This is a genomic window from Microcoleus sp. PH2017_08_TRC_O_A, from assembly GCF_020738665.1.
GTDB lineage: Bacteria > Cyanobacteriota > Cyanobacteriia > Cyanobacteriales > Microcoleaceae > Microcoleus.
In genome coordinates, this window is the sequence record NZ_JAEQCE010000085.1 from 1 (window position 1) to 23106 (window position 23106).

Sequence of the window (23106 nt, forward strand, 5' to 3'; positions counted from 1 at the left end):
GGGAATTGGGAATTGGGAATTGGGAATTGGGAATTGGGAATTGGGAATTGGGAATTGGGAATTGGGAATTGGGAATTGGGAATTGGGAATTGGGAATGTGAGCATCTCAGTTTTGCATTTATGTATAGTGCGAGCGTCCCCGCTCGCGTATTGTACAATACGCGAGCGGGGACGCTCGCACTAATAACAAATAACAATAACAAATAACAAATAACCAATAACCAACAGCAAATAACCAATAACAAATAACCAATAACCAATAACCAACAGCAAATAACCAATAACCAACAACCAACAACCAACAGCAAATAACCAATAACCAACAGCAAATAACAAATAACCAACAGCAAATAACAAATAACCAATAACTAATAACCAATAACTAATAACTAATAACTAATAACCAATAACTAATAACAAAGCGATCGCCCTTTTTTTCAAAAGAGCGATCGCTTTGTTTATTTATTCAGTACCTGCTGCCAACAGCGGGCCACTAACATCACATCTCAAGGCTTTTTAGCCTTGCTCTACCTCATTCTAGAAATCTTGCGGTAACAAAGAACTTAAACGCTCCAATAAAGGATCGGACTCCCGACGAGGAGGAACCTCAGCATCAGAAACTGTATCATTCGCTACAGACTCAGACTCGATCGGATCAGGCTCTACTACTTTTGAAACTTGGGCAAAAGAAACTTGAGCAAACTTACTGTCAACACTCCCCTGCAACTGATCCAACTGCGCGCCCAATTGACTCAGGTGATGTTCCAGTCCTTCCAAACGGCTTAATTCCTCAGCAGAAACATTGCGCTCAAACTCAGCAAATCTGACCGCAAGTTCAGCAATACGCTGTTCCAACCGCTCAGAGCTATCTGTAGAGCTAGCAGACTCAGATACAGACAAAAACTGCCACAAAGCTTGCTTGCAGAGATTGCTGAAAGTCTGATACTTCGTAAAAGCCAACTCTTTTTCAATAGCCGCCAGCAAAGTTTGATCGGCAGCATCTTCCGTAAACGCCACCGAGAAATTCGCCTTATTTTTTGCCCACAGTGCCATAGGGTTCAAGCCTTAATGCGTTACTTTATCGTGGCTAGCTGAGCCTCAGCATAAATAAACTGTCCCAAAGCATTAGCTTTCCGAGAAGGCTGAGCCAAGTGAGCCTTAAGATTGGCGTCTTTCAGCAAAGGTTGGAGTACCTCCCAGAAAAATTCGCCGCCACCGCCAGTCAGAACTACGTCCGTCACCCGTTCCGGCAACCACTGTACCAAACGTTCGGACAGTTCGTTAGCGAAAGCCTCCCGCAAATCCTTAATAATCGGATCTAAATTAGTCGGCTTAGTCGCTCCTCTAGGACGGTAGAAACGCTGCCCTTCGGGTTTGTTCACCCCTTCCAATAAAGACAGGGATTGAGGGTCTGCCCCCGGAATTTTTGAGGCAACTTGTTCGTAGAATTTGTTCATGGCGAAGGAATCGCTCTTAGAAGCCGCTCGGGCGAACCGGAAACGATCGACCATTAACAAATCGGTAGTTTGGTGTCCGATATCGACCACAGCCACCGACAGTTCCGGCAACTCCGGCGTAAACTCCTTGTTGTCTTGAGCTTCGCACCAAATCAGGCTGCCGAATCCTTCCGGCATCACCCAAACGTGGCGAATATCAATTTCCAAACGCTCGCCGCGGTATACCACAACGTGGGGAGAGCGCAGTTGGCTGATAATCTCTTCCTTTTCTTTCTCAAACTGATCCTGCGAATAAAAAGGCAAACCCAGCACTACTGCCATTTCGCCCTTCATCTGGAAATATCCAGCACAGGAAAAAACCTTAACCAAAGCATCTACTACTTTCGACTGGTCAGCCCCACCGAGATTAGCGCCAAAGTCAGCGGCCAGTTGGCCGATGGCGTACCCCTTGCCCTGGTGCTCCAGCCACATATCCAACAGAGGGTCTGTTGCTTTTGACTCAAAGCTGCCGCCCCGCACCTTTTCCACGGGCATAGTAGCCACGTTGGCAGGGATGAAAACAACACCATTTGGGTTGCGACTCACGCAAGCTTTAGTTGCTGTACGACCCAAATCAGCACTAATAATCGATTTGTGAGAAGCGATCTTAGTCTGCTGCGTCAGCATAGCCGAATTAGGAACAAGCTGTCTAGTTGTCATTGAAATGTGTTACCTCACTGAGCCTCACCATTATCATGCCTTATCCCTGGACACTGCCGCGCTTAAAGACAGTGGGTTTTGAGGCGATTCTTCTAACTCTACCTAGATCGGTATTGAAATCAGCACCAAACATTATATTCGGGACGATCGCCCTTACCGTAACTAAGCTAACTTTTTCTCGATCGCGACGATCGCCGGCATCTTGCCCGATCGTGCATTGTTAAGTTAAATTTAGTAAAGATTCTGAGTGTAAACTTTTGTCACACTAATCCGAGACCGCCAGCTTACCCGATCTATCCCCAATTCAAGGCACCCGCATTTATGAAAATTTCTTGGCAAACTATACTACTTTGGACTTTACCCGCCCTAGTCATCGGCTTTTTCCTGTGGCAGGGAGCCTTCGCCGCGTCCCCGGCAGAAATGAGCAAGAACACCGCCAGCACCCGCCTGAGCTACGGTAGATTCTTAGATTACTTAAACGCCGATCGAGTGACCAGTGTTGATTTATACGACGGAGGCCGCACTGCGATCATCCTAGCCGTCGATCCCGAACTGGACAATCACGAGCAGCGGTGGCGGGTAGACTTGCCGTCAAATGCTCCTGAACTCGTTTCTAGACTCAGAGATTCCAAAATTAGCTTCGACACTCACCCCCTCCGCAACGACGGCGCCATCTGGGGAGTGTTAGGCAATCTAGTATTTCCTCTCTTATTAGTAGGAGGGCTGTTCTTCCTGTTCCGCCGCGGCGGCAACGTGCCGGGGGGCCCAGGCCAAGCCATGAATTTTGGCAAATCCAAAGCACGCTTTCAAATGGAAGCTAAAACAGGCGTACTGTTCGACGACGTAGCAGGCGTAGAAGAAGCCAAAGAAGAACTTGCCGAAGTCGTGACTTTCCTCAAAAAACCCGAACGCTTCACCGCAGTCGGCGCCAAGATTCCGAAAGGCGTGCTGCTAGTAGGCCCTCCCGGAACCGGCAAAACCATGCTGGCAAAAGCGATCGCAGGTGAAGCCGCCGTCCCTTTCTTCAGCATCTCCGGTTCAGAATTTGTCGAAATGTTTGTCGGTGTTGGCGCATCCCGCGTCCGCGACTTGTTCAAGAAAGCTAAAGAAAATGCTCCTTGTATAATTTTTATCGATGAAATCGATGCAGTGGGCCGCCAGCGCGGCGCCGGTATCGGTGGCGGTAACGATGAACGGGAACAAACCCTGAACCAGTTGCTGACCGAAATGGACGGTTTTGAGGGCAATACAGGCATCATCATCATTGCTGCTACGAACCGCCCTGACGTGCTCGACTCGGCGTTGCTACGTCCGGGACGTTTTGACCGCCAAGTTAGCGTTGATACACCGGATATCAAGGGCAGGTTGGAAATTCTTGAAGTTCACGCGCGCAACAAGAAGCTGTCTGAGGAGATTTCTTTGGATGCGATCGCCCGCCGCACTCCCGGTTTTACCGGTGCTGATTTGGCTAACTTGCTCAACGAAGCTGCCATTTTGACAGCAAGACGGCGCAAAGATGCGATTACGATGCTGGAAATTGACGATGCAGTCGATCGCGTCGTCGCAGGTATGGAAGGTACACCGCTGGTAGACAGCAAGAGTAAGCGTTTGATTGCTTACCACGAAATCGGCCACGCGATCGTCGGTACAGTCATTCAAGCCCACGATCCCGTACAAAAAGTTACCTTAGTTCCTCGCGGACAAGCCCGCGGCTTAACTTGGTTTATGCCCAGCGAAGACCAAGGTTTGATTTCGAGATCCCAAATCCTAGCCCGGATTAGCGGTGCATTGGGCGGCCGCGCAGCCGAAGAAGTAGTTTTCGGCGACGCTGAAGTTACCACCGGTGCCGGCAACGACTTGCAGCAAGTCAGCGGTATGGCGCGCCAAATGGTTACTCGCTACGGGATGTCTACCTTGGGCCCGATCGCCCTGGAAGCTCAACAAAGCGAAATTTTCCTCGGCCGTGACTACACGGCGCGATCGGAATATTCCGAAGAAATTGCCTCTCGCATTGATGGACAAGTTCGATCGATTGTCGATCGCTGTTATGACGAAGCGCGCCAAATTATTCGCGACAATCGTACCGTAGTCGATCGTTTAGTCGATTTGTTAATCGAAAAAGAAACCATCGACGGCGAAGAGTTGCGCCTAATCGTCTCTGAATACACTTTTGTTCCTGAAAAAGAACAATACGTTCCTCAGCTTTAAAAAGCTAATCTTCACGGAAAATATTCAGGGCGAATAGAATTCGCTGAGTTTACGATCGCACAAACAAAGTCCGCCTCCGCGGACTGAAGAAATTCAACCCGCGCAGGCGGGTTTTGTTTGTGTAGCAGCGGTTTCAACCGCCGAGTTTGTTTGTAAAATAGCAACAGTAGATTAACGTAAATTAACCCAGATGAACAATAAATTTGTCACCCATAAAATCAATAATTTGTCAAGCTTGTTTCTAGCTACTTTAATTTTTATTCCCCTCAATACTTTGAGCGCCCGCGCCGAAAAATTAAGATGTTTTGTAGATATTTGCATTGACCCCAGCAGCGTAAAATTAAGTAAATCCAATTTTCCCGGTGCTCCCTCTTATCCTGTCAGAACAGTTTTAGGAACTCAGCAGTTTAGTAACGAGAAAATGCGGGTGCAGATGGAAGTTAACTGCAAGCAGCGAGAGTTTAGAACTGTCAGAGTGAGCCAAGATGGCGAAAATTGGTCAAATTTCGATCCGAGGTGGACTTTAGTCGATCGCAACTCATCTTTGTCTCGGATGGTTGACTATACTTGTCAGTTGACTGTTGACAGTTGACAGTTGACAGTTGACCGGGGATAGCGACCTCTACCTGGAAGGAAGAAGATTAGAGTAATGAATAGTAATTATTGTAGGGTGCGTCAGGGGGCTGAATATGTTTTGTACCTACTCAAAAATTCTCCCCCCTGACGCACCCTACGGCTAGTTAACCGCGCACCCTATACTTGTGTAGGCTGCAATCTAAAATCTAAAATCTAAAATCTAAAATCGGATGACCAACCCCATCGAATACCGGCAAAGACGCGAACAGTTAATGGCAAAAATTGGCAGCGGGACAGCAATATTTCGCAGCGCGCCCGCAGCCGTCATGCACAACGATGTTGAATACGCCTACCGACAAGATAGCGATTTTTTCTATTTAACTGGTTTCAACGAAGCTGCGGCGGTAGCAGTGCTCGCACCACACCACGAAGAACACAAATTTGTTTTGTTTGTGCAGCCAAAAGACTTGGAAAAAGAAACTTGGCACGGTTATCGCGCTGGAATTGAAGGCGCCAAAGCCTTGTACGGCGCCGATGAAGCGTTTCCGATCGCCGAACTTGCCGAAAAACTACCGAAATATTTAGAAAAAGCCGATCGCATATATTATCACTTCGGGCGCGATCGCAATTTCGACCAAACAGTCCTCAACCACTGGCAAAGCTTGATGCGAACTTACCCCAAACGCGGTACAGGCCCCACTGCGATCGAAGATTCCAACATCATATTACACCCGATGCGGCTGGTAAAAAGCCAAACAGAATTAGCATTAATGCGAAAAGCAGCTAATATCTCAGTTACCGCCCACAACCGCGCCCGAGAATTTGCCAAACCAGGCAGATACGAATACGAAATTCAAGCAGAAATAGAACATATTTTCGGCATGAACGGCGGCACCCCCGCCTACCCTTCAATTGTTGCATCCGGTTACAATTCCTGCGTCCTCCACTACATCGAAAACAACCGCCAAATGCAGGAAAATGATTTGCTGCTAATAGATGCCGGTTGTGCTTGCGGCTACTACAATGCCGACATTACTCGCACCTTTCCCGTCAGCGGCAAATTCACCGCCGAACAACAGATAATTTACGACTTAGTTTTGCAAGCACAAACCCAAGCAATTAGTCAAGTATATCCGGGAAATCCTTACAGCAAAATTCACGAAACCGCAGTGCGCGTTTTGGTGGAAGGTTTAATGGATTTAAAACTTTTGGTGGGCGACATTGAAGAGATAATTAAAGAGGAGAAATACAAGCCATTTTATATGCACCGCACTGGTCACTGGCTGGGATTGGACGTGCACGATGTCGGTGTTTATCAGTACGGCGAAAATCCGCAACTTTTGCAAGCAGGACAAGTTCTGACGGTGGAACCGGGGATTTATATTTCTCCTTATATTAAACCCGTTGAAGGACAGCCGGAGGTTCCTGAAAAATGGCGCGGTATAGGTGTGAGAATTGAAGATGATGTTTTGGTGACAATTGACAGTCATGAAGTTTTGACCGCCGGAGTTCCGAAATGAAAGCCGCTATGTTTCAACAGTTGACAGTTGACAGTTGACAGTTGACAGTTGACCGCTTGAGGGCGACCTCTTCCGGTCAGTCCGAGGATGGGAGTAATGAATCGTCTTCTTTTAATTTCTACGCCAAACCCAGAGGCTTTCAACCAATTCTTTCTGGTAACAAAGCAGAAGGTAATAAATTTTTTGTCTGGCTGCGGTCAATTTCACATTTCAATTTCACAAAGCGAAGAAGGCAGAAAATGGGAATAATCTCAATCAGCAGGCATTTTCTGGGCAAAACTTAATATATTTGTAAATTTTGTGTGAAATGGTGCTAGTTTGCAGTCAAGACTGGAGCCTTCTAATGTTAGGCTAGACACAACTATAGTCCGCAACTGCAAATTAATAACTTACTATGTGTAGTGAGCCCACAGAGATCGATCGCGCCCTCACCACCTGCGAAGCGCTAGTCGCAGAGCAAAAAGAAAAAATTCGGCAACTCGAAGAGAATTTGCAGGAAGAAATAGAATTGCGGCGCAAATTAGAAGCACAACTGAAAAGAGATATCATTGAGCTAACTCAAACAGAAGCTTCTTTCCGACAAAATCAAGAATTTATGCAAAGGGTGGCTGATACTACCCCCGGTGTTTTATACATTTACGACCTCATAGAAAACCGCAATCTCTATGGAAATCGCTACATCGCCGAGTTTTATGGTTGCACGGCGGCACAAGTTCAGGAAATGGGAAACGATGCCCTTTCTTTGCTAGTTTATGCTGAAGATATAGAGAAACTTAGCGTTCATGTCGAAACAGAAATAGCCGTAGCTAAAGATGGAGAAATCCTGGAAACAGAGTACCGAATTCAGCACCCTAGCGGCGAATTGCGGTGGTTTCACGATCGGCACGCAATTTTTTCTCGCACTCCTGACGGCAGGCCAAAACAAATAGTCGGAGTTGCCCAAGATATCACCGAGCGAATTGAGGCAGATGCCGCTCTCCGAGAAAATCAAAAGTTTATTCACAGTATAACCGAAGCACTTCCAGGCCTTGCGTACATTTACGATATTACTGAAAATCGAAATATTTATACCAACAACCAAGTTAACCAAATTCTCGGCTATTCCTCCGAACAAGTTCAACAGTTAGGAGACGCACTTTTTCCCACAATTATGCACCCCGATGATTTGCTAAAAATCCCGGAAATCCAAGCAAAAATATCAACACTCAAGGACGGCGAAATATTTGAGTGCGAGTACAGGCTGAGAAATGCTCGGGGTGAATGGCGCTGGTTTATGGGCAGAGATATTGTTTTCTTGAGAAACTCTGACGGTTCGCCGAAACAAACTCTCGGTATTGTTATAGATATTACTGAACACAAGCGAGTTGCCCTAGAGCGAATTGAGTTAATCGCATCTCTTGAAAAAAGCCAGGAAATGTACCGAACTCTGATCAAGCATTATCCGAATGGATCGGTATTTTTGTTCGATTCTGATTTGCGCTATATTTTGGTTGACGGTCAAGGTTTGGCAGTAGTTGGTTTGTCCAAAGAACTGGTGGAAGGCAAAACCTTGTCGGAAATATCGCCGCCAGAAGATTTGGATTTTTTTGAGACCAAATATCGCGCAGCTTTAGCAGGAGAAGAGAATAATTTTGAATATAAATATCGCGATCGATTTTATTCAACAACAGTTTCTCCAGTCAAAAACGACCAGGCAGAAATTTTTGCAGGCATGGTAGTTACTCAAGATATTACAGAAAAAAAACAGTCAGAATTCGTGCTGCAACGCCTTAAAAATGAGCTAGAAATAAAATATCACAAGCGTACTGAAGATTTAAGAATAGCTAACCAACACTTGCGGGAAGAAATTATCGATCGCTGGCGTACCGAAGAATTTTTGCGGGAAAGTCAGGAACAGCTAGAATTGTTTTTTTCTCAATCTTTAGATGGTTTTTTCTTTATGATGCTGGACGAACCAGTGTACTGGGACGATACCTCTGACAAAGAAAAAGTTTTGGATTACGTATTTTCTAACGGGCGGGTAACGAAGGCAAATGATGCTTTGATCGCTCAATACGGAGCTACTAGGGAAGAGTTTATTGGCGTGACGCTTAACTCTTTCTTGTTCCACAACTTGGCTGGTGACAGAGAAATTATTAGGCAATTTTTTGATGCTGGCAGAATTCACATCGAAAATGACAATCGCAAGTTTGATGGTGAGCTAATTTGGGTGGAAGGCGATTATATTTGCATTAACGATTCCCAGGGCAGAATTGCCGGGTATTTTGGGGTGCAGCGCGATATTAGCGATCGCAAAAAAGCAGAAGCTGCCCTTAGAGATAGCGAAGAACGTTTTCGCGCAACCGTCGAACAAGCAGCAGTCGGCATTACTCATTGCGATAAAAATGGTCGCTATTTGCGAGTCAACCAAAAGTTCTGTAATATTTTGGGATATACTGCGGAAGAGTTGCTGTGCGGAACTTGGATGGATGTCAGTTACTGTGAAGATCTAGAGCCGGACAGGGAAAAAAATAACAGATTGTTTGACCGGGAAATTGACTGTTTTAACATGGAAAAACGCTTGGTTTGCCAAGATGGTTCTTTAATTTGGGTAAATATCACTGTTTCCCTCGTCCAAGAACCGTTGAGCGGAGCAATTTACAATGTAGCAGTCATAGAAGATATTAGCGATCGCAAAAAAGCTGAAGCAGCACTGAAGGAAAGCGAAGAAAGGTTTCGACAGCTAGCAGAAAATATTGAAAGCGTGTTTTGGATGGTAGGCGTTCACCCCCAAGAATTTATTTATGTCAGTCCGGGTTACGAAAAAATTTGGGGGAGAAGCAGTGCTGATTTGTATGCTTGCGGGCGCTTTTTTGCAGAGTCACTCCATCCAGAAGATCGCGCTCGGGTGATTGCTACATTCACTAAACAAGTTCTAGCTGAAGACGAGATTGAGTATCGCATTGTCAGGCCGGACGGCGAAATTCGCTGGATTCGCGATCGGGCTTTTCCGATTAGAAATCAAGGTGGTGAAATTTACCGCGTTGTTGGGATTGCAGAAGATATCAGCCAAGCAAAACAGGCAGAAAAAGCGATCCGTGAAAGTGAAGAACGCTTCCGCCAGCTTGCAGAAAATATCCAAGATTCCTTCTGGCTAGTTTCTGCTGATTTTACCGATTTATTATATCTGAGCCCAGCTTACGAACAAATCTGGGGGCGCAGTCGCGAAGAATTGTATGCCGAGCCGATAAAATGGATGGAGTGGGTGCATCCAGAGGATATACATTTGCTGCAAGAGGGACTTCCGCAAGTGTTGCAGGGCGAGTTCACCAGTATCGAATATCGGATTGTACTGCCTGACGGCACAATTCGCTGGGTGTGCGATCGAGCTTTTCCCATTTATGACGAAGCGGGCAAAATTTATCGGCTGGCGGGTATTTGCGAAGATATTAGCGATCGCAAATTGACCGAGGCCCGCATCCAAGCGGCACTCCGCGAAAAAGAAGTATTGCTCAAAGAAATTCACCACCGAGTCAAAAATAATATGCAGGTAGTTTCCAGCCTGCTGCAACTTCAAGCTCAATACATTGAAGACGAACCGACGCTTGCTTTATTTGAAGAAAGCCAAACCCGCATCCATTCAATGGCTCTGATTCACGAGCAACTTTATCAATCGGAAAATATCGATCGAATCCACCTCCCCCCTTACGTTGAAAACTTGATTGCTAATTTGTATCAATCTTTTGGTTGTGGTAACACTTCTATCAAATTCAATCTCAATGTTGATTCCATATATTTAAATATAGAAACGGCAATTCCTTGCGGTTTAATCATTAATGAACTGGTTTCAAACTCCTTAAAGTATGCTTTTGGTCAAAGTTTATCGGGAGAAATTAGTATTAATTTTAATGAAAGTAATTTCCCAGAATTTCATTTAAGTATTCAAGACGACGGCAGCGGATTTCCGGCGGACTTTGATGTGGAAAGTAGCGAAACATTAGGATTGCGATTAGTGCGGATGTTAACTCAGCAATTAGAAGGAAATCTGGTTATTGACACTGAGTGCGGAACTTGTTACCATATTACTTTCCTTGAGTTAAATTATCGGCGTCGCATTTAAGAAAAAAATATGAATCCTATAAAAATATTGGTAGTAGAAGATGAAATAATTGTAGCTCAGGACATAGCAGGCAGATTAAAAAAGCTGGGTTATGCAGTAACAGCTATTGTTGCTTCAGGAGAAGAAGCTCTAGAAAAAGTAGACGAAAGTCCGCCAGATTTAGTGCTGATGGATATCGTGCTTAAAGGTGAGATGGACGGCGTGACAGCCGCAGAAAAAATTAGAAATAAGATAGATATACCTACAGTATTTTTAACAGCTTATGCCGACGATAAAACGATGCAAAGAGCGAAAATTACAGACCCATTCGGCTACATTATCAAACCATTTCAACAAAATGATTTGCGGGTGGCGATCGAGATTGCGCTCCACAGGCACGAAATCGAAACCAAAATGCGAGCAGCTCTCAAAGCTTCGGAAGCAGCCAGAGAGTCGGTGGAAGAAAAAGCGCACCGCCAAAACCAGTATATATCAATGGCTGCCCACGAATTGCGGAACCCGCTGAACACGATTTTAATCTCTGCCGAGCTCCTAGAACTCGATCGCACTCGCAGCAGTGACGAATCTCAAGTCAAAACCCTGCGCCTAGTGCACTCAGCTACCCAAAAGATGAACCAGCTAATCGAGGATATGCTGTTCATGGGCCGAGCAGAAGCAGGGAGACTCAAATGCAATCCATTACCGATAAATTTACTCGAATTTTGTCAAGATTTGCTGGATCAATTGCAGTTAGGACATGAAGCCAAACACAAACTAAGATTCAGCCCGTCTGCCGTTACCAGCGCGATGTTAGATCAACAATTGCTGCACGGCATTATTTCTAACTTAATCGTCAACGCCATAAAATATTCTCCCGACGGCGGGCAAATAACCTTAGAATTGGAATGCCGTCAACCAGGCGAGGGAGACAAAGAAGCTATTTTCTGCTTGTCTACTCAGTCTTTGTTTGCCAATTCCCCATTTAAAAATATTAACTCTCCTTTACTAATTATTCGCATCCGAGACGAAGGTATGGGCATCCCAGAAACCGAAGTAGGGAAAATATTTGAAATGTTTTACCGTTGCAAGAATAGTGGAAAGATTAAAGGTAACGGTTTGGGATTGACGATTGTTAAAAAAGCTGTGGATTTGCAAGGAGGTGCGATCGCCTGCGAAAGCAAAATCGGCGTTGGTACTACCTTTACAGTCGCGCTTCCTTACGTAGCCCTTTCCTCTAAGGCTGAATTGTCAAAGACTTAAATGCCAGGTAACGGAGGACACGGCAATGCCGTTTTCCTACCCCAAAATAATCATGAACCCTTGATGAGAGATGTAACCATCGCAAGCATTTATTGTAGGGACACGGCAGTGCCGTGTCAGACGTGGTTCAACTGTGCTCACCCACCGCTGTGGGTAATATCAATTCCGATGCCACTAATCAAAATGTTGCAAAATCCACTCAACCCCCGCAGCTAAATTTGCAGCAATAAAATCAGGTTTAGTATGGTGCTGATACTCGCCACTCAACACGCTTTCCCCGTAACCAGTCTGCACCAAAATACCAGTACAACCGGCATTGTGAGCCATATCGACATCCGTCGCTTTATCCCCCACCATAAAACTATTCGCCAAATCCAAATCGTGTTCCCAAGCCGCCGCTACCAACATCCCCGTATTCGGTTTTCGCCAAGTCGTGTACCGGGTAAATTCTGGATTTGTTCCGCCTTCTGCTGCACTCAAGTAAGGACAATAATAAAGAGCATCTAACCTCGCTCCGGCTTCATTTTCTAGTAACAAACACAGGCGTTTGTGCAAATTTTCTACGTGGGCCACAGGATAATAACCCCTCGCCGGCCCCGATTGATTGGAAACCAAACAGCAAAATATTTGTCTGTCATTTAAACGGCGTACAGCTTCAGCTATGCCGGGGATTAAATGCAAATCTTCTAGTTTGTGAATGTAGCCAGCTTCGATATTGAGAACGCCATCGCGGTCGAGAAATACTGCTCGTTTCATAGAATTGCGATCGGATTGTAGATACTGTCTGGAACTGTCAAGGAGTAGCGATCAAATAATTCGGGATGGAAGGCTTTTTGCATTTCTAAAATCCCCAAAGCCGTGCGACTCCAATTATACTCTAGCTACCCTAAAAAATCAAGACAGTATCTACAGATATTAGACAAGATTACAAAAGTCCTTTTAATCAAATTTTGGGACGGGCTAGAAGCCCATCCCACAAGAAAAAAGATTTTTTTGGGAGGTTGCTCAGAGCAGCGTCCTAACTATTTTTGCAAGAAGTCTATTGCAATTAATTTATCCGCCCCGTCACTACTTTTTGTACCAAGCTTGGCGCCACTGTTTCATTTCCTCAATCTCTTGCTTTTGCGAAGTCAGAATCTCTTGAGATAATTTCTTCATTTCCGGCCGTTTCGACTTCTGCAACGCATCTTCAGCCATCACTAAAGCTCCTTCGTGGTGGGGAATCATCGCATTCAGAAATCGCAGGTCAAATTCAGCATCAGCCGCTCCTAAATCCATGCTCATCATCATGGCTTGCATTTGTTCGGGAGTCATTGGCATCATGTGATTCATTTGAGCGTGATAAGCCATTGGCGTACTGTCGGCTTTGGCATACCAAGTTTTTCGCCACTCTTTCATTTGATTGATTTCGCGGTTTTGAGCGGCAATAATGTTATTAGCTAGTTTTTTCATTTCCGGGCGCTTTGACTTGTTGAGCACCTCTTTCGCCATGTTTACAGCACCTTGATGGTGTACTGTCATGCCATCAATAAATCGCAAATCGTAGTCGGCATCAGCCGGGCCTAAATCCATTGACATATTGTGATTCATGCCATGATTCATACCACCCATGCCGCCACTTTGTGCCGCGTCTTGCTTGTTGTTGGCTTGGGTTGTTGCGGTAACATTTGGGGCTTGATTTGGGCTGGTAGGAGATTTTGAACAAGCTGCTAGAATTCCGCTGGTTGCGGTGGCTGTGGCGGTCAAGATTAGCGCTGCCAAGCCTGTTTTTAATGAAATTGGTTTCATAGATTTTATATCCTTAAAACTCCCAGGTTTATTCAGTTTCTCACATATAAATGAAATTGGCATGAAATTCTTGAGTCCAAGTTGTCAGTTGACAGTTGACAGTTGACAGTTGACAGCGACCTTTACCTAGAAGGAAGAGGATTGGAGTAATGAATAGTCTGATTTTAATTTCTCCCAAAAAAGCTTGGGGCTTTCAACCGATTCTTTCTGGTAAATAAATCTTGCCGTGCCATCAATTAGATAAAGGATGAGTTTCACTAAAACTTAATAATTAATTTGGAATTTCCCCTTGACTCTCCTGCTAACTGGAGACTTTACAATGGAGTTAATTCATCTATGAAGCTTCGGGTGCATTTCACTTTTGAAGAGGGCGAAGCATGACCGCATACAAGTTATTAGTTATAATCTTATTTTCACTGCGGTCATGCTTCGCCCCTACAAACATATTTGCCTTGCACAGGTCGCTGCACCCGAAGCAAAGTAGTTTCTGCTGAGGTTCCACAATTATGACTTTAGAGCTAAAAATTCCCAAAATGGCTTGTTCGGCTTGTGTGAATACAATCACAAAAGCAGTCCAAGCTATTGACTCAGGCGCTGCTGTTGAGGCAGATATCAAGACAAAATTGGTCGCGATTCAAACGGCTAAGCCGGAAACTGAAGTTAGAAAAGCGATCGCATCTGCTGGCTATCCAGCCAGTTGATTTTAGATTTTAGATTTTAGATTTATATCATGTCCGCAGAGAACGACCATGATAAGATTTGTTTGTAGTGAGGACTTCAGTCCTCTGAATTATGAGGACTGAAGTCCTCACTACAAACCGTTTTTATTATGGTAATTTACAGGACATAATATTACTCTACAGATGAATCTGGGAGATTGAATAAGAGTCTCATTTTTTTGATTCTCTACTACAGCCCTGCGGCCGCTTGTATCCGTTTTTTGGGGTGCATCTGGTTTTTGAAGAGGGCGAAGCATGACCGCATATAAATTATCAGTTATCATCCCATATTTTCTGCGGTCATGCTTCGCCCCTACGGATGTATTCGCCAAACCCAGATGCACCCGTTTTTTGGGATTATTTGAACCCAGAAGCTCATTTTCTAATTTAGGAGGGCATTTATGGACAATCTCACACTTAAATTGCGGGGCATGAGTTGTGCTGCTTGTGCTTCCTCTATCGAACAAGCAATTAAATCTGTCCCCGGCGTAATTGAGTGCAGCGTCAATTTTGGCATGGAACAAGCAACCATCCAATATGACTCGAAGCAAACCAACTTAACAATCATTCAAGAAGCTGTTGATGCAGCGGGATACGAAGCTTTGCCCCTGCAAGAAATGGCAGAGGATGATGCAGAAAAAGCCGATCGCAAATCCGCATCTCAAAACTTGCAGCGAAAACTCTGGATCGCAGGCAGCATCAGCATTATACTGGTTTTGGGCGGCATTCCAACCATGACAGGCTGGCACCTGCCATTCATTCCCGCATGGCTGCACAATTTTTGGTTGCAATTAGTGCTGACATCACCAGTACAGTTTTGGTGCGGTAAATCGTTTTATGTGGGGGCTTGGAAATCGTTAAAACGGCGCGTCGCCACAATGGATACCCTGATTGCTTTGGGGACAAGTGCTGCTTACTTTTATTCGGTATTTGTGACATTTTTGCCCGGTTTATTTACCTCGCAAGGTTTGAATCCTAGCGTTTACTACGAAGTTGCCACCAGCGTGATAGCGTTAATTTTGTTGGGAAAAAACCTCGAAAATAGAGCGAAGGGAGAGACTTCGGAAGCAATTCGCAAACTCATGGGTTTGCAAGCAAAAACTGCTCGGATCGTTCGCAACGGAGAAGAGTTAGAAGTACCCATCGCCCAAGTGGCAATTGGTGACATTGTGCAGGTGCGTCCGGGCGAGCAAATCCCCGTTGACGGAGAAGTGATTGAAGGTGCTTCGACGGTAGATGAAGCAATGGTTACGGGGGAAAGTTTGGCTGTTAAAAAACAACTTGGCGATGAAGTTATTGGAGCGACAATTAACAAAACAGGCAGCTTTCGGTTTCGCGCTACCAGAGTTGGCAAAGATACATTTTTAGCTCAAATTGTCAAGATGGTGCAGGATGCCCAAGCTTCAAAAGCACCGATTCAAAAGTTAGCAGACCAAGTGACGGGCTGGTTTGTTCCTGTAGTAATTGCCATCGCTTTAGCTACTTTTATTATTTGGTTTAACGCGATGGGTAACTTCACTTTGGCGACGGTGACAATGGTGGAAGTGCTGATTATTGCCTGTCCCTGTGCTTTGGGTTTGGCGACTCCGACTGCTGTGATGGTTGGCACGGGTAAAGGTGCAGAAAATGGAATTTTAATTAAAGGAGCCGATAGTTTAGAATTGGCTCACAAAATTCAAATTATTGTGTTAGATAAAACTGGAACGCTTACGGAAGGTAAGCCGACTGTTACTGATTTTGTGACAATTAAAGGAACGGCCCAGAGCAATGAGTTAAAGTTGCTGCAATTGGCGGCGTCTGTAGAGCGAAATTCGGAGCATCCTGTAGGGGAAGCTGTGGTTAAATACGCTCAATCTCAAGAGGTGAAGTTGACAGATATTCAGGATTTTGAGGCTGTGGTGGGGAGCGGCGTGCGAGGGGTTTCGGGGGGAAAGTCGATCGCCCTGGGAAGCCTCAGGTGGATGCAGGAACTAGGCTGCGATACTGAATATCTGGAGCTGCGCGCGCGAGCTTTTGAAGCTGCGAGCAAAACGGTGGTTTGGATGGCTGTAGAGGGCAAAATTGAGGCAATTCTGGCCATTGCGGATGCTCTGAAACCTTCGTCGGCGCGATCGGTGAAAGCGCTGCAAAAACTCGGTTTGGAGGTGGCCATGCTGACTGGGGATAACCGCGCGACTGCGGAGTCGATCGCCCAATCGGTAGGAATTACTCGGATTTTTGCCGAAGTTAGACCCGACCAAAAAGCAGCTCAAATCCAAGCGCTGCAAGGAGAAGGCAAAATTGTAGCGATGGTGGGAGACGGGATTAACGATGCTCCTGCTTTGGCCGCTTCGGATGTGGGAATTGCGATCGGTACCGGCACTGATGTGGCGATCGCAGCCAGCGACATTACCTTAATTTCCGGCGATTTGCAAGGCATAGTTACAGCAATTCAACTTTCCCGCGCCACGATGCGGAACATCCGCGAAAATCTGTTTTTTGCCTTTATTTACAACATCGCGGGTATCCCGATCGCCGCTGGCATTTTGTACCCGATTTTTGGCTGGTTGCTCAATCCGATTATCGCTGGTGCAGCAATGGCTTTTAGTTCGCTTTCGGTAGTGACTAATGCTTTGCGGTTGCGGAATTTTAAAGTGAAAGTTATTGCATAATTTAAGAGGGATTTGAGAAATGTTTAGCCAGCGTCAAGTTTTAGGAAGTCTCGCAGGTTTAGGAATTATGCTCGGACTTGCATCGGGAGTTCGAGCCAATCAAATATCAACTCATCCTGCAAATTCAACTGCTCAATTTCGGCAAATAGAACAACCGATAAGTTTAAAAATTGGCATAACAGCAGGCGGATTGAGCTTAATTGGTTTAGAATTATGGTGGTTTTTGTTCAGTAAAAATCAAGCTTAGAAGGAAGAAGGAAGAAGGAAGAAGGAAGAAGGAAGAAGGAAGAAGGAAGAAGAGATACACAGCAAGCTTTTTAGCGAGCCGTATTTTACGTTTTATTAGGTGGATTTACCTAAAACAAAGTAAATTTGGCCGTTGCGGTTTTTTCCACCAAGAACTCGGTAAAATTAAGAAAGCTTAAAAAATTTGGAGTGAGCTAAATGCAACTACTACACACGATGCTCCGAGTCGGAAACCTGGAAGAGTCCCTCAAATTTTACACCGAGGTTCTGGGGATGAGATTGCTGCGACAAAAGGACTATCCAGACGGTAAATTTACTCTGGCTTTTGTGGGCTACGGCGACGAATCCGACACTACAGTTTTGGAATTAACTTACAACTGGGGCGTCGCCGAGTACAATTTGGGTGATGCTTACGGTCATATTGCGATCGGCGTTGACGACATTTACGGTACTTGCGAAGCAATTAAAGCCCGCGGCGGCAAAGTTATTCGCGAACCCGGCCCGATGAAGCACGGTTCAACAGTCATCGCTTTTGTCCAAGATCCAGATGGATATAAAGTTGAATTAATTCAACTGAAAAATCAAGGTAGCAGCAGTCAGAAAGTAAGTGCGGCGACTGCATCTTAGTCTTCGCTAGGACAGGCTAGAAGCCCATCCCACAATTGTTTTTTCTTGTGGGATGGGCTTCTAGCCTGTCCCACAATTTGATTAAAATAACTTTGGCAATTCAAGTCTGCTTTCAAAGAGCGGCTCGCACCGGCCAAGGTACGTAGTTGCGCTTCAGCGCTCTTTATAATATTAGGGAAGAGCGCTGAAGCGCAACTACGTACCTAATTTGAGCGCTGAAGCGCAACTACGTACCCAAGAGCGCTGAAGCGCAACTACGTACCTAATTTGTCTGACGACAATAAAACCGCCCTGCTACTGACAGAATGCGAAGGGGTTTTCCACACTTTTAATTCGATCGCACTGACGGTACAAATTGCTGCAAGTAACTCTTTTGCCACAAAATAGAAAAACTGTTCCCTATTTGGCTTAAACTGTCAAATTTAGGAATTAATTTAGATTCTCGGCGCTTGTCTAAGGCAGCGAGCGTCGCAAAGAATATAGCTAATACTAACAAAAATACCACCATCACAATAAAAAACATAGTCCAATAGACTAGAAATTCACTTTGGTAGTAGTTGACGGTCAATATCGAGTTAATCACTGCATCGGATAAATACAAAACTAGCCCTATTGAAAACCACACTCCTAACAATAGCCACGTCCACTTAAACATCTGTGTTGCAGTCTTGTTATTTTTGGACGCCGAAAGTTCTAAATCTCTAATTTTGCTGTTAATTTTTGATGTGACTTCATACAAAGTAGACTGCAAAGAATCTCTGATTAAATTCAAATCGTTGTCGAGGTTTATGCACTGCTCGGACGTGCTTTTGTCAACACTCACGTTTTGGAGTTTCCTGCGGTGTTCAGCCAGTTTATTACCAAGGGTCTGATCCCATTCTTGCAGCCGCTCTACTGTCAAATACAAAAGTTCCCTATTCGCATCTAACAAGCTCTGACAATCTAGGATCGACTTAACTAACTTGCTCAAATTGTGAATATGCTCGTCTACAGCATTTTGGTATTCCCTCTGTTTATCTGACAAGAAATTTGCCATTGCGATATCATCGTCGCACAGCGACACAGCCTCAGAATACACGCCGTCAATTTCCTTTTTATCTAGATACAGTGACGCTTTGCACTCCTCAATTTCGGGAATGGTCAGAGATTCTAAAGACTGATGTTCTACATGAAATTTATATAGGAGCGCTGTCATAATTTGCGCCGATTTTCGGTCTAGCCGATCTTGGTAAGGTTCTAACATAATTGCCGCTCGATTTTTGATCGCCGCCTCCGGGTGGTGCAGAAACTCAAAAACTTTGGCAACTATTTGGGAGAATTCCCACTCCTTAAAATTATTTTTCGCCACATCCAAAAAGTTGGTGATGGCTGCATCCTTTTCGGCATGAAATTTGTACCCATCATCCGTAACTGCGATCGCAGGAAATACGCGATCGACCCAAAACAGATATTCCTCGCAATCCATTAACACACCCAGCAGCAGCCAGCTAGGGCCGTAGACCCAAAAATCGAGACAATTCTCATATTCCTTACCGCTGTCCATTCTGCTGTTGTCGTTCAAAGCAAATTTATTGCTGGCTAACAGTTTAATTTGCTCTTCTACAACCCGCTGCTCAATTTCTGCTGCATTAATTGTGACATGGCCAGCAGATTCCTTGCCTTGTGCTTGCCATTCATCCAACAAAATTGACTGAATGCTAACAGCAGCACACCACCGAATTAAAGGAGTCGCTCCCCCTAGCGCTTCCTGTTCCAACACCGCTAGCTTATTTTCGCTAAAATCACTTGATACAGGTTCCTCACTTGATATAATACCCTCTCGCACCTTGCCCAATGCTTGAATTGCCAAAGCCCGAAACAGCAAATTTGGATGCGGTTTTCTAGCGGATTCTGGTATATCTTGCCCTAATATTCCGCTTTTGGGTACGTCCAGAACTTCAGCAAAAGGAGCGATTCCGCATTGTTGCAAGATGCCTTCAACGGTGTTTATTCTTTCCCAAGGTTGAGTATATTTGGTGAGACTGAAGATGAGCGCTGTGTCGCTGCACTCCATTGACTCAGGGATGCTAGTGCGATCGAGTTTCCAGAGATTGCTTGTCATAATTTGTCGCCATGACAATTGCTAGATCTTAACGTCGTTGTCCGATGCTGAATGCAACTCTACATCTACTGCTGCTTTTTGTCAATATTAGTCCCGAACGCAGTTGACACATAGGTAAGCTGGGTATCAAATTTCACGAGTATATTTCTGGTTGGTTGCTTTCATGCGATCGAGTTCAGTGAAGGCTGATACCCCCTATGCCTGAATAAGGGGAATAAAAGAGTTCTTCAAGTCTCCTAACTATCAGGGCGATGCGAGGATCTCCGAAGGCTCGACAGTATTAACTCAACCGTATGGTTAATAAAACCGATATTTTCCGTAGCAACCGGGTTGAGCAAGGCAAATATCTGTCGGCGACTAAGGAATGAGAATTAAATAACTTACAATTTTTATTATTCTTGTGGGATGGGCGGGAGAGCCCGTCTTTTCGGGACGGGCTCTCCCGCCCATCCCACAAATATGTGTAAATTATTTAATTCGCGATCCTCAGTATATAATTTTACACGAATCCGATAAGATGTCTAATTTGCAGGCTATTTTTTTTGACTCGAATCAACCTAGGATGCTTCTTTCTTTTTCGGGAGTTTTAAAATTTTGTCCTTCGCCATTTTGTCAACGATTACGTCGCTGATAATTTGAGCTCCGTGGGAGGTAAAGTGCACGCCATCATTAATTTTTACATAACCTCGCTTGCCGGATTTGTCAGCAACTACGGGGACAAAATTCCCTGCTTCAGCAAAAGCATCCCAAGTAGAAATAAATTCTATTTTTGATGAAGACTTGCTGGCATTTTTATAGATGTCGTTCATGATGGGAAAAGCTTTGAGATACGAAGATTTGTTAGATATCGATTGACCTATCCAATACACTTTTTTTACGGTGGAAGAGCCAAGTAATTTGGCATATTTATCTACTCTTGCTTGATAAGCTTTTTGCCATTCTGGGGTCAGAATAGCCCGATATTTTCCTTGGTTATCGGTGATATCTTGAGTGTCATTACCTCCGAACAAAATTATCACTACATCTGGCCCATAATCCTGGATAATTTCACTGGTTCTGGCGTACCAGTCATAATAATCTATCCGATTTAATCCGCTCGATACTTTGTAGTCGATTTTGGTATTTGAGATATTGTATTTTTCTTTAAGAGTGTACTGGAGTTGAGTTCCTAAATCGAACATTACGGAATCTCCAATAAATAAAAATTTGCGATAAGATACGGTTAGTTTTGGTTTGGATGGAGTGGGTTTCTTGGCAGGCTTTGGGAGGATGACTGCCGATTTTGTTGCGGTTTTGACCGGAATTTTGTCGGGCTTCTTGGAAATGCTATCGAAGTTAATATCTTTGATTTTGCTCCAAAAATCTTGTTCGGATTTCCTGAAGCCGTCTATTTCGATCTGGCGCGCTGCTTGTTTGATTTCGGTACTGGCTAAAGGAGTTGAAGAAAAGCTTTTCACAAATAAGGATAAGTTGGAAAATATTAAGGTGAGAATTACAGAGGTAACTATCAACAAAATTTCTCGGTCTTTCATAAGAAGTTATTTGTTATTTGTTATTTGTCATCATAAAGGAAGGAGAAAGAACGTAATAAGATAAAAAAAAGTCTTTTTTGTGATTTATATAGCGGTTCTCAAAAAAGCCAGGTATGCCCTATGCCCTATGTCCTATGCCCTATGCCCTATGCCCTATGCCCATGAGTACCTCATATGAGAACTCGAAAGGCTATACTTGTTTATTAGAAGTTAAAGTAAATAAAAGGTGGGACGGTACTTGGGCCTAGCATTAAGATAGCATACACGAGCAGGGAAACTAAGACAACCCGAAAGAATAGGTTGTTTAATGACAATATTGTTTGCAATACTTGGGAAATGATCTCGCCCCACAGGTTGATTGCGCCAATGACTGCAATTACTAGATACAATTGCCAAAAGTTGAATTGAACAGTTGCAGCAGAAAAACGAAAGATTCCTTGAAAAAACCCGATCGCAGTTTTCCAGTTGGGTGTGCCGAAAAATACCCAGCTACAGGTAACAAAGGTAAAGGTTAACAACCAACTGCAAAATTTGGCAAATCTCGGAAAGGCGTAGTCTAATTTGAGATGGATAGCTTGGGGAATATCTTTACATAGATGGTTGACAATCAGTCCTAAACCGTGGATTGTTCCCCAGAAAATAAAGTTTAATCCTGCGCCGTGCCAAAATCCGCCGATCGCCATTGTTATCAGTAAATTTACGTACTTCCGCAATTTGCCGTATTTATTGCCACCTAAGGGAAAGTAAAGGTAATCCCTCAACCACTCCGAAAGACTGATGTGCCACCTTTTCCAAAATTCTTGCAGGCTGAGCGATCGGTATGGCATATTGAAATTGGCGATCGGTTTGAAACCCAGCAAGCAAGAGATACCGTTAGCTAAATCCGAGTAACCGCTGAAATCTACGTAAATCAAACAAGAATAGGAAATTGCCGCGAGGATTAAATCTATGCTGCTGTACTGCTGGGGGACTTTGAATGGTAGTTGAGTGAAATTAAACAAAAAGCTCGCTAAAGTATATTTTTTGAAGAGTCCAGACAAAATCAAAACGATAACTTCTTCGATTTTATAGTCATATTTACTTGGTGAATTTAGCTGCGTATAAAATTCGTGAGGGCGGGAGATTGGGCCGGAGGCAATTTGGGGAAAGTAGGTAATGTAGGTGGCGTAGTCTATAAATTTAGGACAGGAAATTTTTTGTTGGTAGCAGTCGATTAAATGAGAAATTATTCTAAATGTGTAGAATGATATGCCGACGGGGGCGATTATTTGTAATATTTGAAAATTGGCGGGAATTTTGAGCTGGTTTAGTACCTCAAATAAGGAGGTTACAAAGAAGTTGCAATATTTAAAGATGCCGAGATTGACAATGTTGACAATTATGCCGAAGATGAAGGCAAGTTTTGGCTGTTTGCCGCGATCGACTGCTCGGAGAATGATATAATTGTATACTGTACTTAAAATCAGGAGTCCGAGAAAGTCTAAGCTCCAAAAAGAATAAAATAATAAACTGGAAATTAGCAAGACAATTTTATACAAATCAACTTTGGGCTTTAAGGAGAGGATGGCGCTAAAAATAATTAGGAAAAATACTAAAAATTGGTAAGTAGGAAATAACATAGATGTCAATAAAGTAAAATTTTTA

Annotated in this window: 17 protein-coding genes; 10 read left to right on the top strand and 7 right to left on the bottom strand. The window is 44.2% G+C overall.

Features of this window, described 5'->3' with window-relative positions; genetic code table 11:
* Positions 1 to 537: 537 nt before the first annotated feature.
* Both JGK22_RS25630 and JGK22_RS25635 read right to left on the bottom strand, forming a co-directional pair.
* Entirely contained in the window at positions 538 to 1053 is a 516-nt protein-coding gene (locus JGK22_RS25630) for a hypothetical protein (protein ID WP_293177507.1), read from the bottom strand.
* A gap of 20 nt (positions 1054 to 1073) precedes the next feature.
* Positions 1074 to 2156: a ParM/StbA family protein gene (locus tag JGK22_RS25635; protein WP_293155295.1), complete on the bottom strand. Its 1083-nt coding sequence runs from the start codon at positions 2154 to 2156 to the stop codon at positions 1074 to 1076.
* A 321-nt stretch (positions 2157 to 2477) separates the two neighbouring features.
* Here JGK22_RS25635 and ftsH2 point away from each other — a divergent pair, with 321 nt between their 5' ends.
* The 6 genes from ftsH2 (at position 2478) to JGK22_RS25665 (ending at position 11798) form a co-directional block, all read left to right on the top strand.
* Positions 2478 to 4364, top strand: coding sequence for an ATP-dependent zinc metalloprotease FtsH2 (ftsH2, locus tag JGK22_RS25640; protein ID WP_293177509.1), 1887 nt, complete (start codon positions 2478 to 2480; stop codon positions 4362 to 4364).
* 190 nt (positions 4365 to 4554) lie between these two features.
* Positions 4555 to 4956 (top strand): hypothetical protein, encoded by a 402-nt coding sequence (locus tag JGK22_RS25645; protein WP_293190049.1) that lies wholly within the window; start codon positions 4555 to 4557, stop codon positions 4954 to 4956.
* A gap of 214 nt (positions 4957 to 5170) precedes the next feature.
* Positions 5171 to 6460 carry an aminopeptidase P N-terminal domain-containing protein gene (locus tag JGK22_RS25650; RefSeq protein WP_293177513.1) on the top strand — a complete coding sequence of 430 codons (1290 nt, stop codon included), beginning with the start codon at positions 5171 to 5173 and terminating at the stop codon, positions 6458 to 6460.
* Between the two features lie 96 nt (positions 6461 to 6556).
* Positions 6557 to 6709, top strand: coding sequence for a hypothetical protein (locus JGK22_RS25655; protein ID WP_293225127.1), 153 nt, complete (start codon positions 6557 to 6559; stop codon positions 6707 to 6709).
* Between the two features lie 145 nt (positions 6710 to 6854).
* Positions 6855 to 10559 (top strand): PAS domain S-box protein, encoded by a 3705-nt coding sequence (locus JGK22_RS25660; RefSeq protein ID WP_293207826.1) that lies wholly within the window; start codon positions 6855 to 6857, stop codon positions 10557 to 10559.
* 9 nt (positions 10560 to 10568) lie between these two features.
* On the top strand, positions 10569 to 11798 hold the full coding sequence (locus JGK22_RS25665) for an ATP-binding protein (protein WP_293177519.1): 1230 nt from the start codon (positions 10569 to 10571) through the stop codon (positions 11796 to 11798).
* Positions 11799 to 11972: 174 nt separating this feature from the next.
* Here the strand turns inward: JGK22_RS25665 and JGK22_RS25670 are convergent, their stop codons facing one another.
* Both JGK22_RS25670 and JGK22_RS25675 read right to left on the bottom strand, forming a co-directional pair.
* Entirely contained in the window at positions 11973 to 12554 is a 582-nt protein-coding gene (locus JGK22_RS25670; protein ID WP_293177521.1) for an HAD family hydrolase, read from the bottom strand.
* 312 nt (positions 12555 to 12866) lie between these two features.
* On the bottom strand, positions 12867 to 13586 hold the full coding sequence (locus JGK22_RS25675) for a DUF305 domain-containing protein (protein WP_293314064.1): 720 nt from the start codon (positions 13584 to 13586) through the stop codon (positions 12867 to 12869).
* A 506-nt stretch (positions 13587 to 14092) separates the two neighbouring features.
* Here JGK22_RS25675 and JGK22_RS25680 point away from each other — a divergent pair.
* The 4 genes from JGK22_RS25680 to gloA all read left to right on the top strand — a co-directional run bounded on the left by JGK22_RS25680 (position 14093) and on the right by gloA (position 17829).
* Positions 14093 to 14287: a heavy-metal-associated domain-containing protein gene (locus JGK22_RS25680; RefSeq protein WP_293219128.1), complete on the top strand. Its 195-nt coding sequence runs from the start codon at positions 14093 to 14095 to the stop codon at positions 14285 to 14287.
* Between the two features lie 419 nt (positions 14288 to 14706).
* The gene (locus JGK22_RS25685) at positions 14707 to 16956 is read left to right on the top strand and encodes a heavy metal translocating P-type ATPase (protein ID WP_293190045.1); all 2250 of its coding nucleotides are present in this window, start codon (positions 14707 to 14709) and stop codon (positions 16954 to 16956) included.
* Between the two features lie 19 nt (positions 16957 to 16975).
* The gene (locus JGK22_RS25690; RefSeq protein WP_293177530.1) at positions 16976 to 17203 is read left to right on the top strand and encodes a hypothetical protein; all 228 of its coding nucleotides are present in this window, start codon (positions 16976 to 16978) and stop codon (positions 17201 to 17203) included.
* A gap of 197 nt (positions 17204 to 17400) precedes the next feature.
* Positions 17401 to 17829 carry a lactoylglutathione lyase gene (gene gloA, locus JGK22_RS25695; RefSeq protein WP_293177534.1) on the top strand — a complete coding sequence of 143 codons (429 nt, stop codon included), beginning with the start codon at positions 17401 to 17403 and terminating at the stop codon, positions 17827 to 17829.
* Positions 17830 to 18157: 328 nt separating this feature from the next.
* Here the strand turns inward: gloA and JGK22_RS25700 are convergent, their stop codons facing one another.
* The 3 genes from JGK22_RS25700 to JGK22_RS25710 form a co-directional block, all read right to left on the bottom strand.
* The gene (locus tag JGK22_RS25700) at positions 18158 to 19930 is read right to left on the bottom strand and encodes a hypothetical protein (RefSeq protein WP_293177537.1); all 1773 of its coding nucleotides are present in this window, start codon (positions 19928 to 19930) and stop codon (positions 18158 to 18160) included.
* Between the two features lie 557 nt (positions 19931 to 20487).
* Positions 20488 to 21462 carry a DUF459 domain-containing protein gene (locus JGK22_RS25705; protein WP_293207828.1) on the bottom strand — a complete coding sequence of 325 codons (975 nt, stop codon included), beginning with the start codon at positions 21460 to 21462 and terminating at the stop codon, positions 20488 to 20490.
* Positions 21463 to 21665: 203 nt separating this feature from the next.
* A partial coding sequence (locus tag JGK22_RS25710; protein WP_293197707.1) for an MBOAT family O-acyltransferase occupies positions 21666 to 23106 on the bottom strand: 1441 nt, incomplete at its 5' end.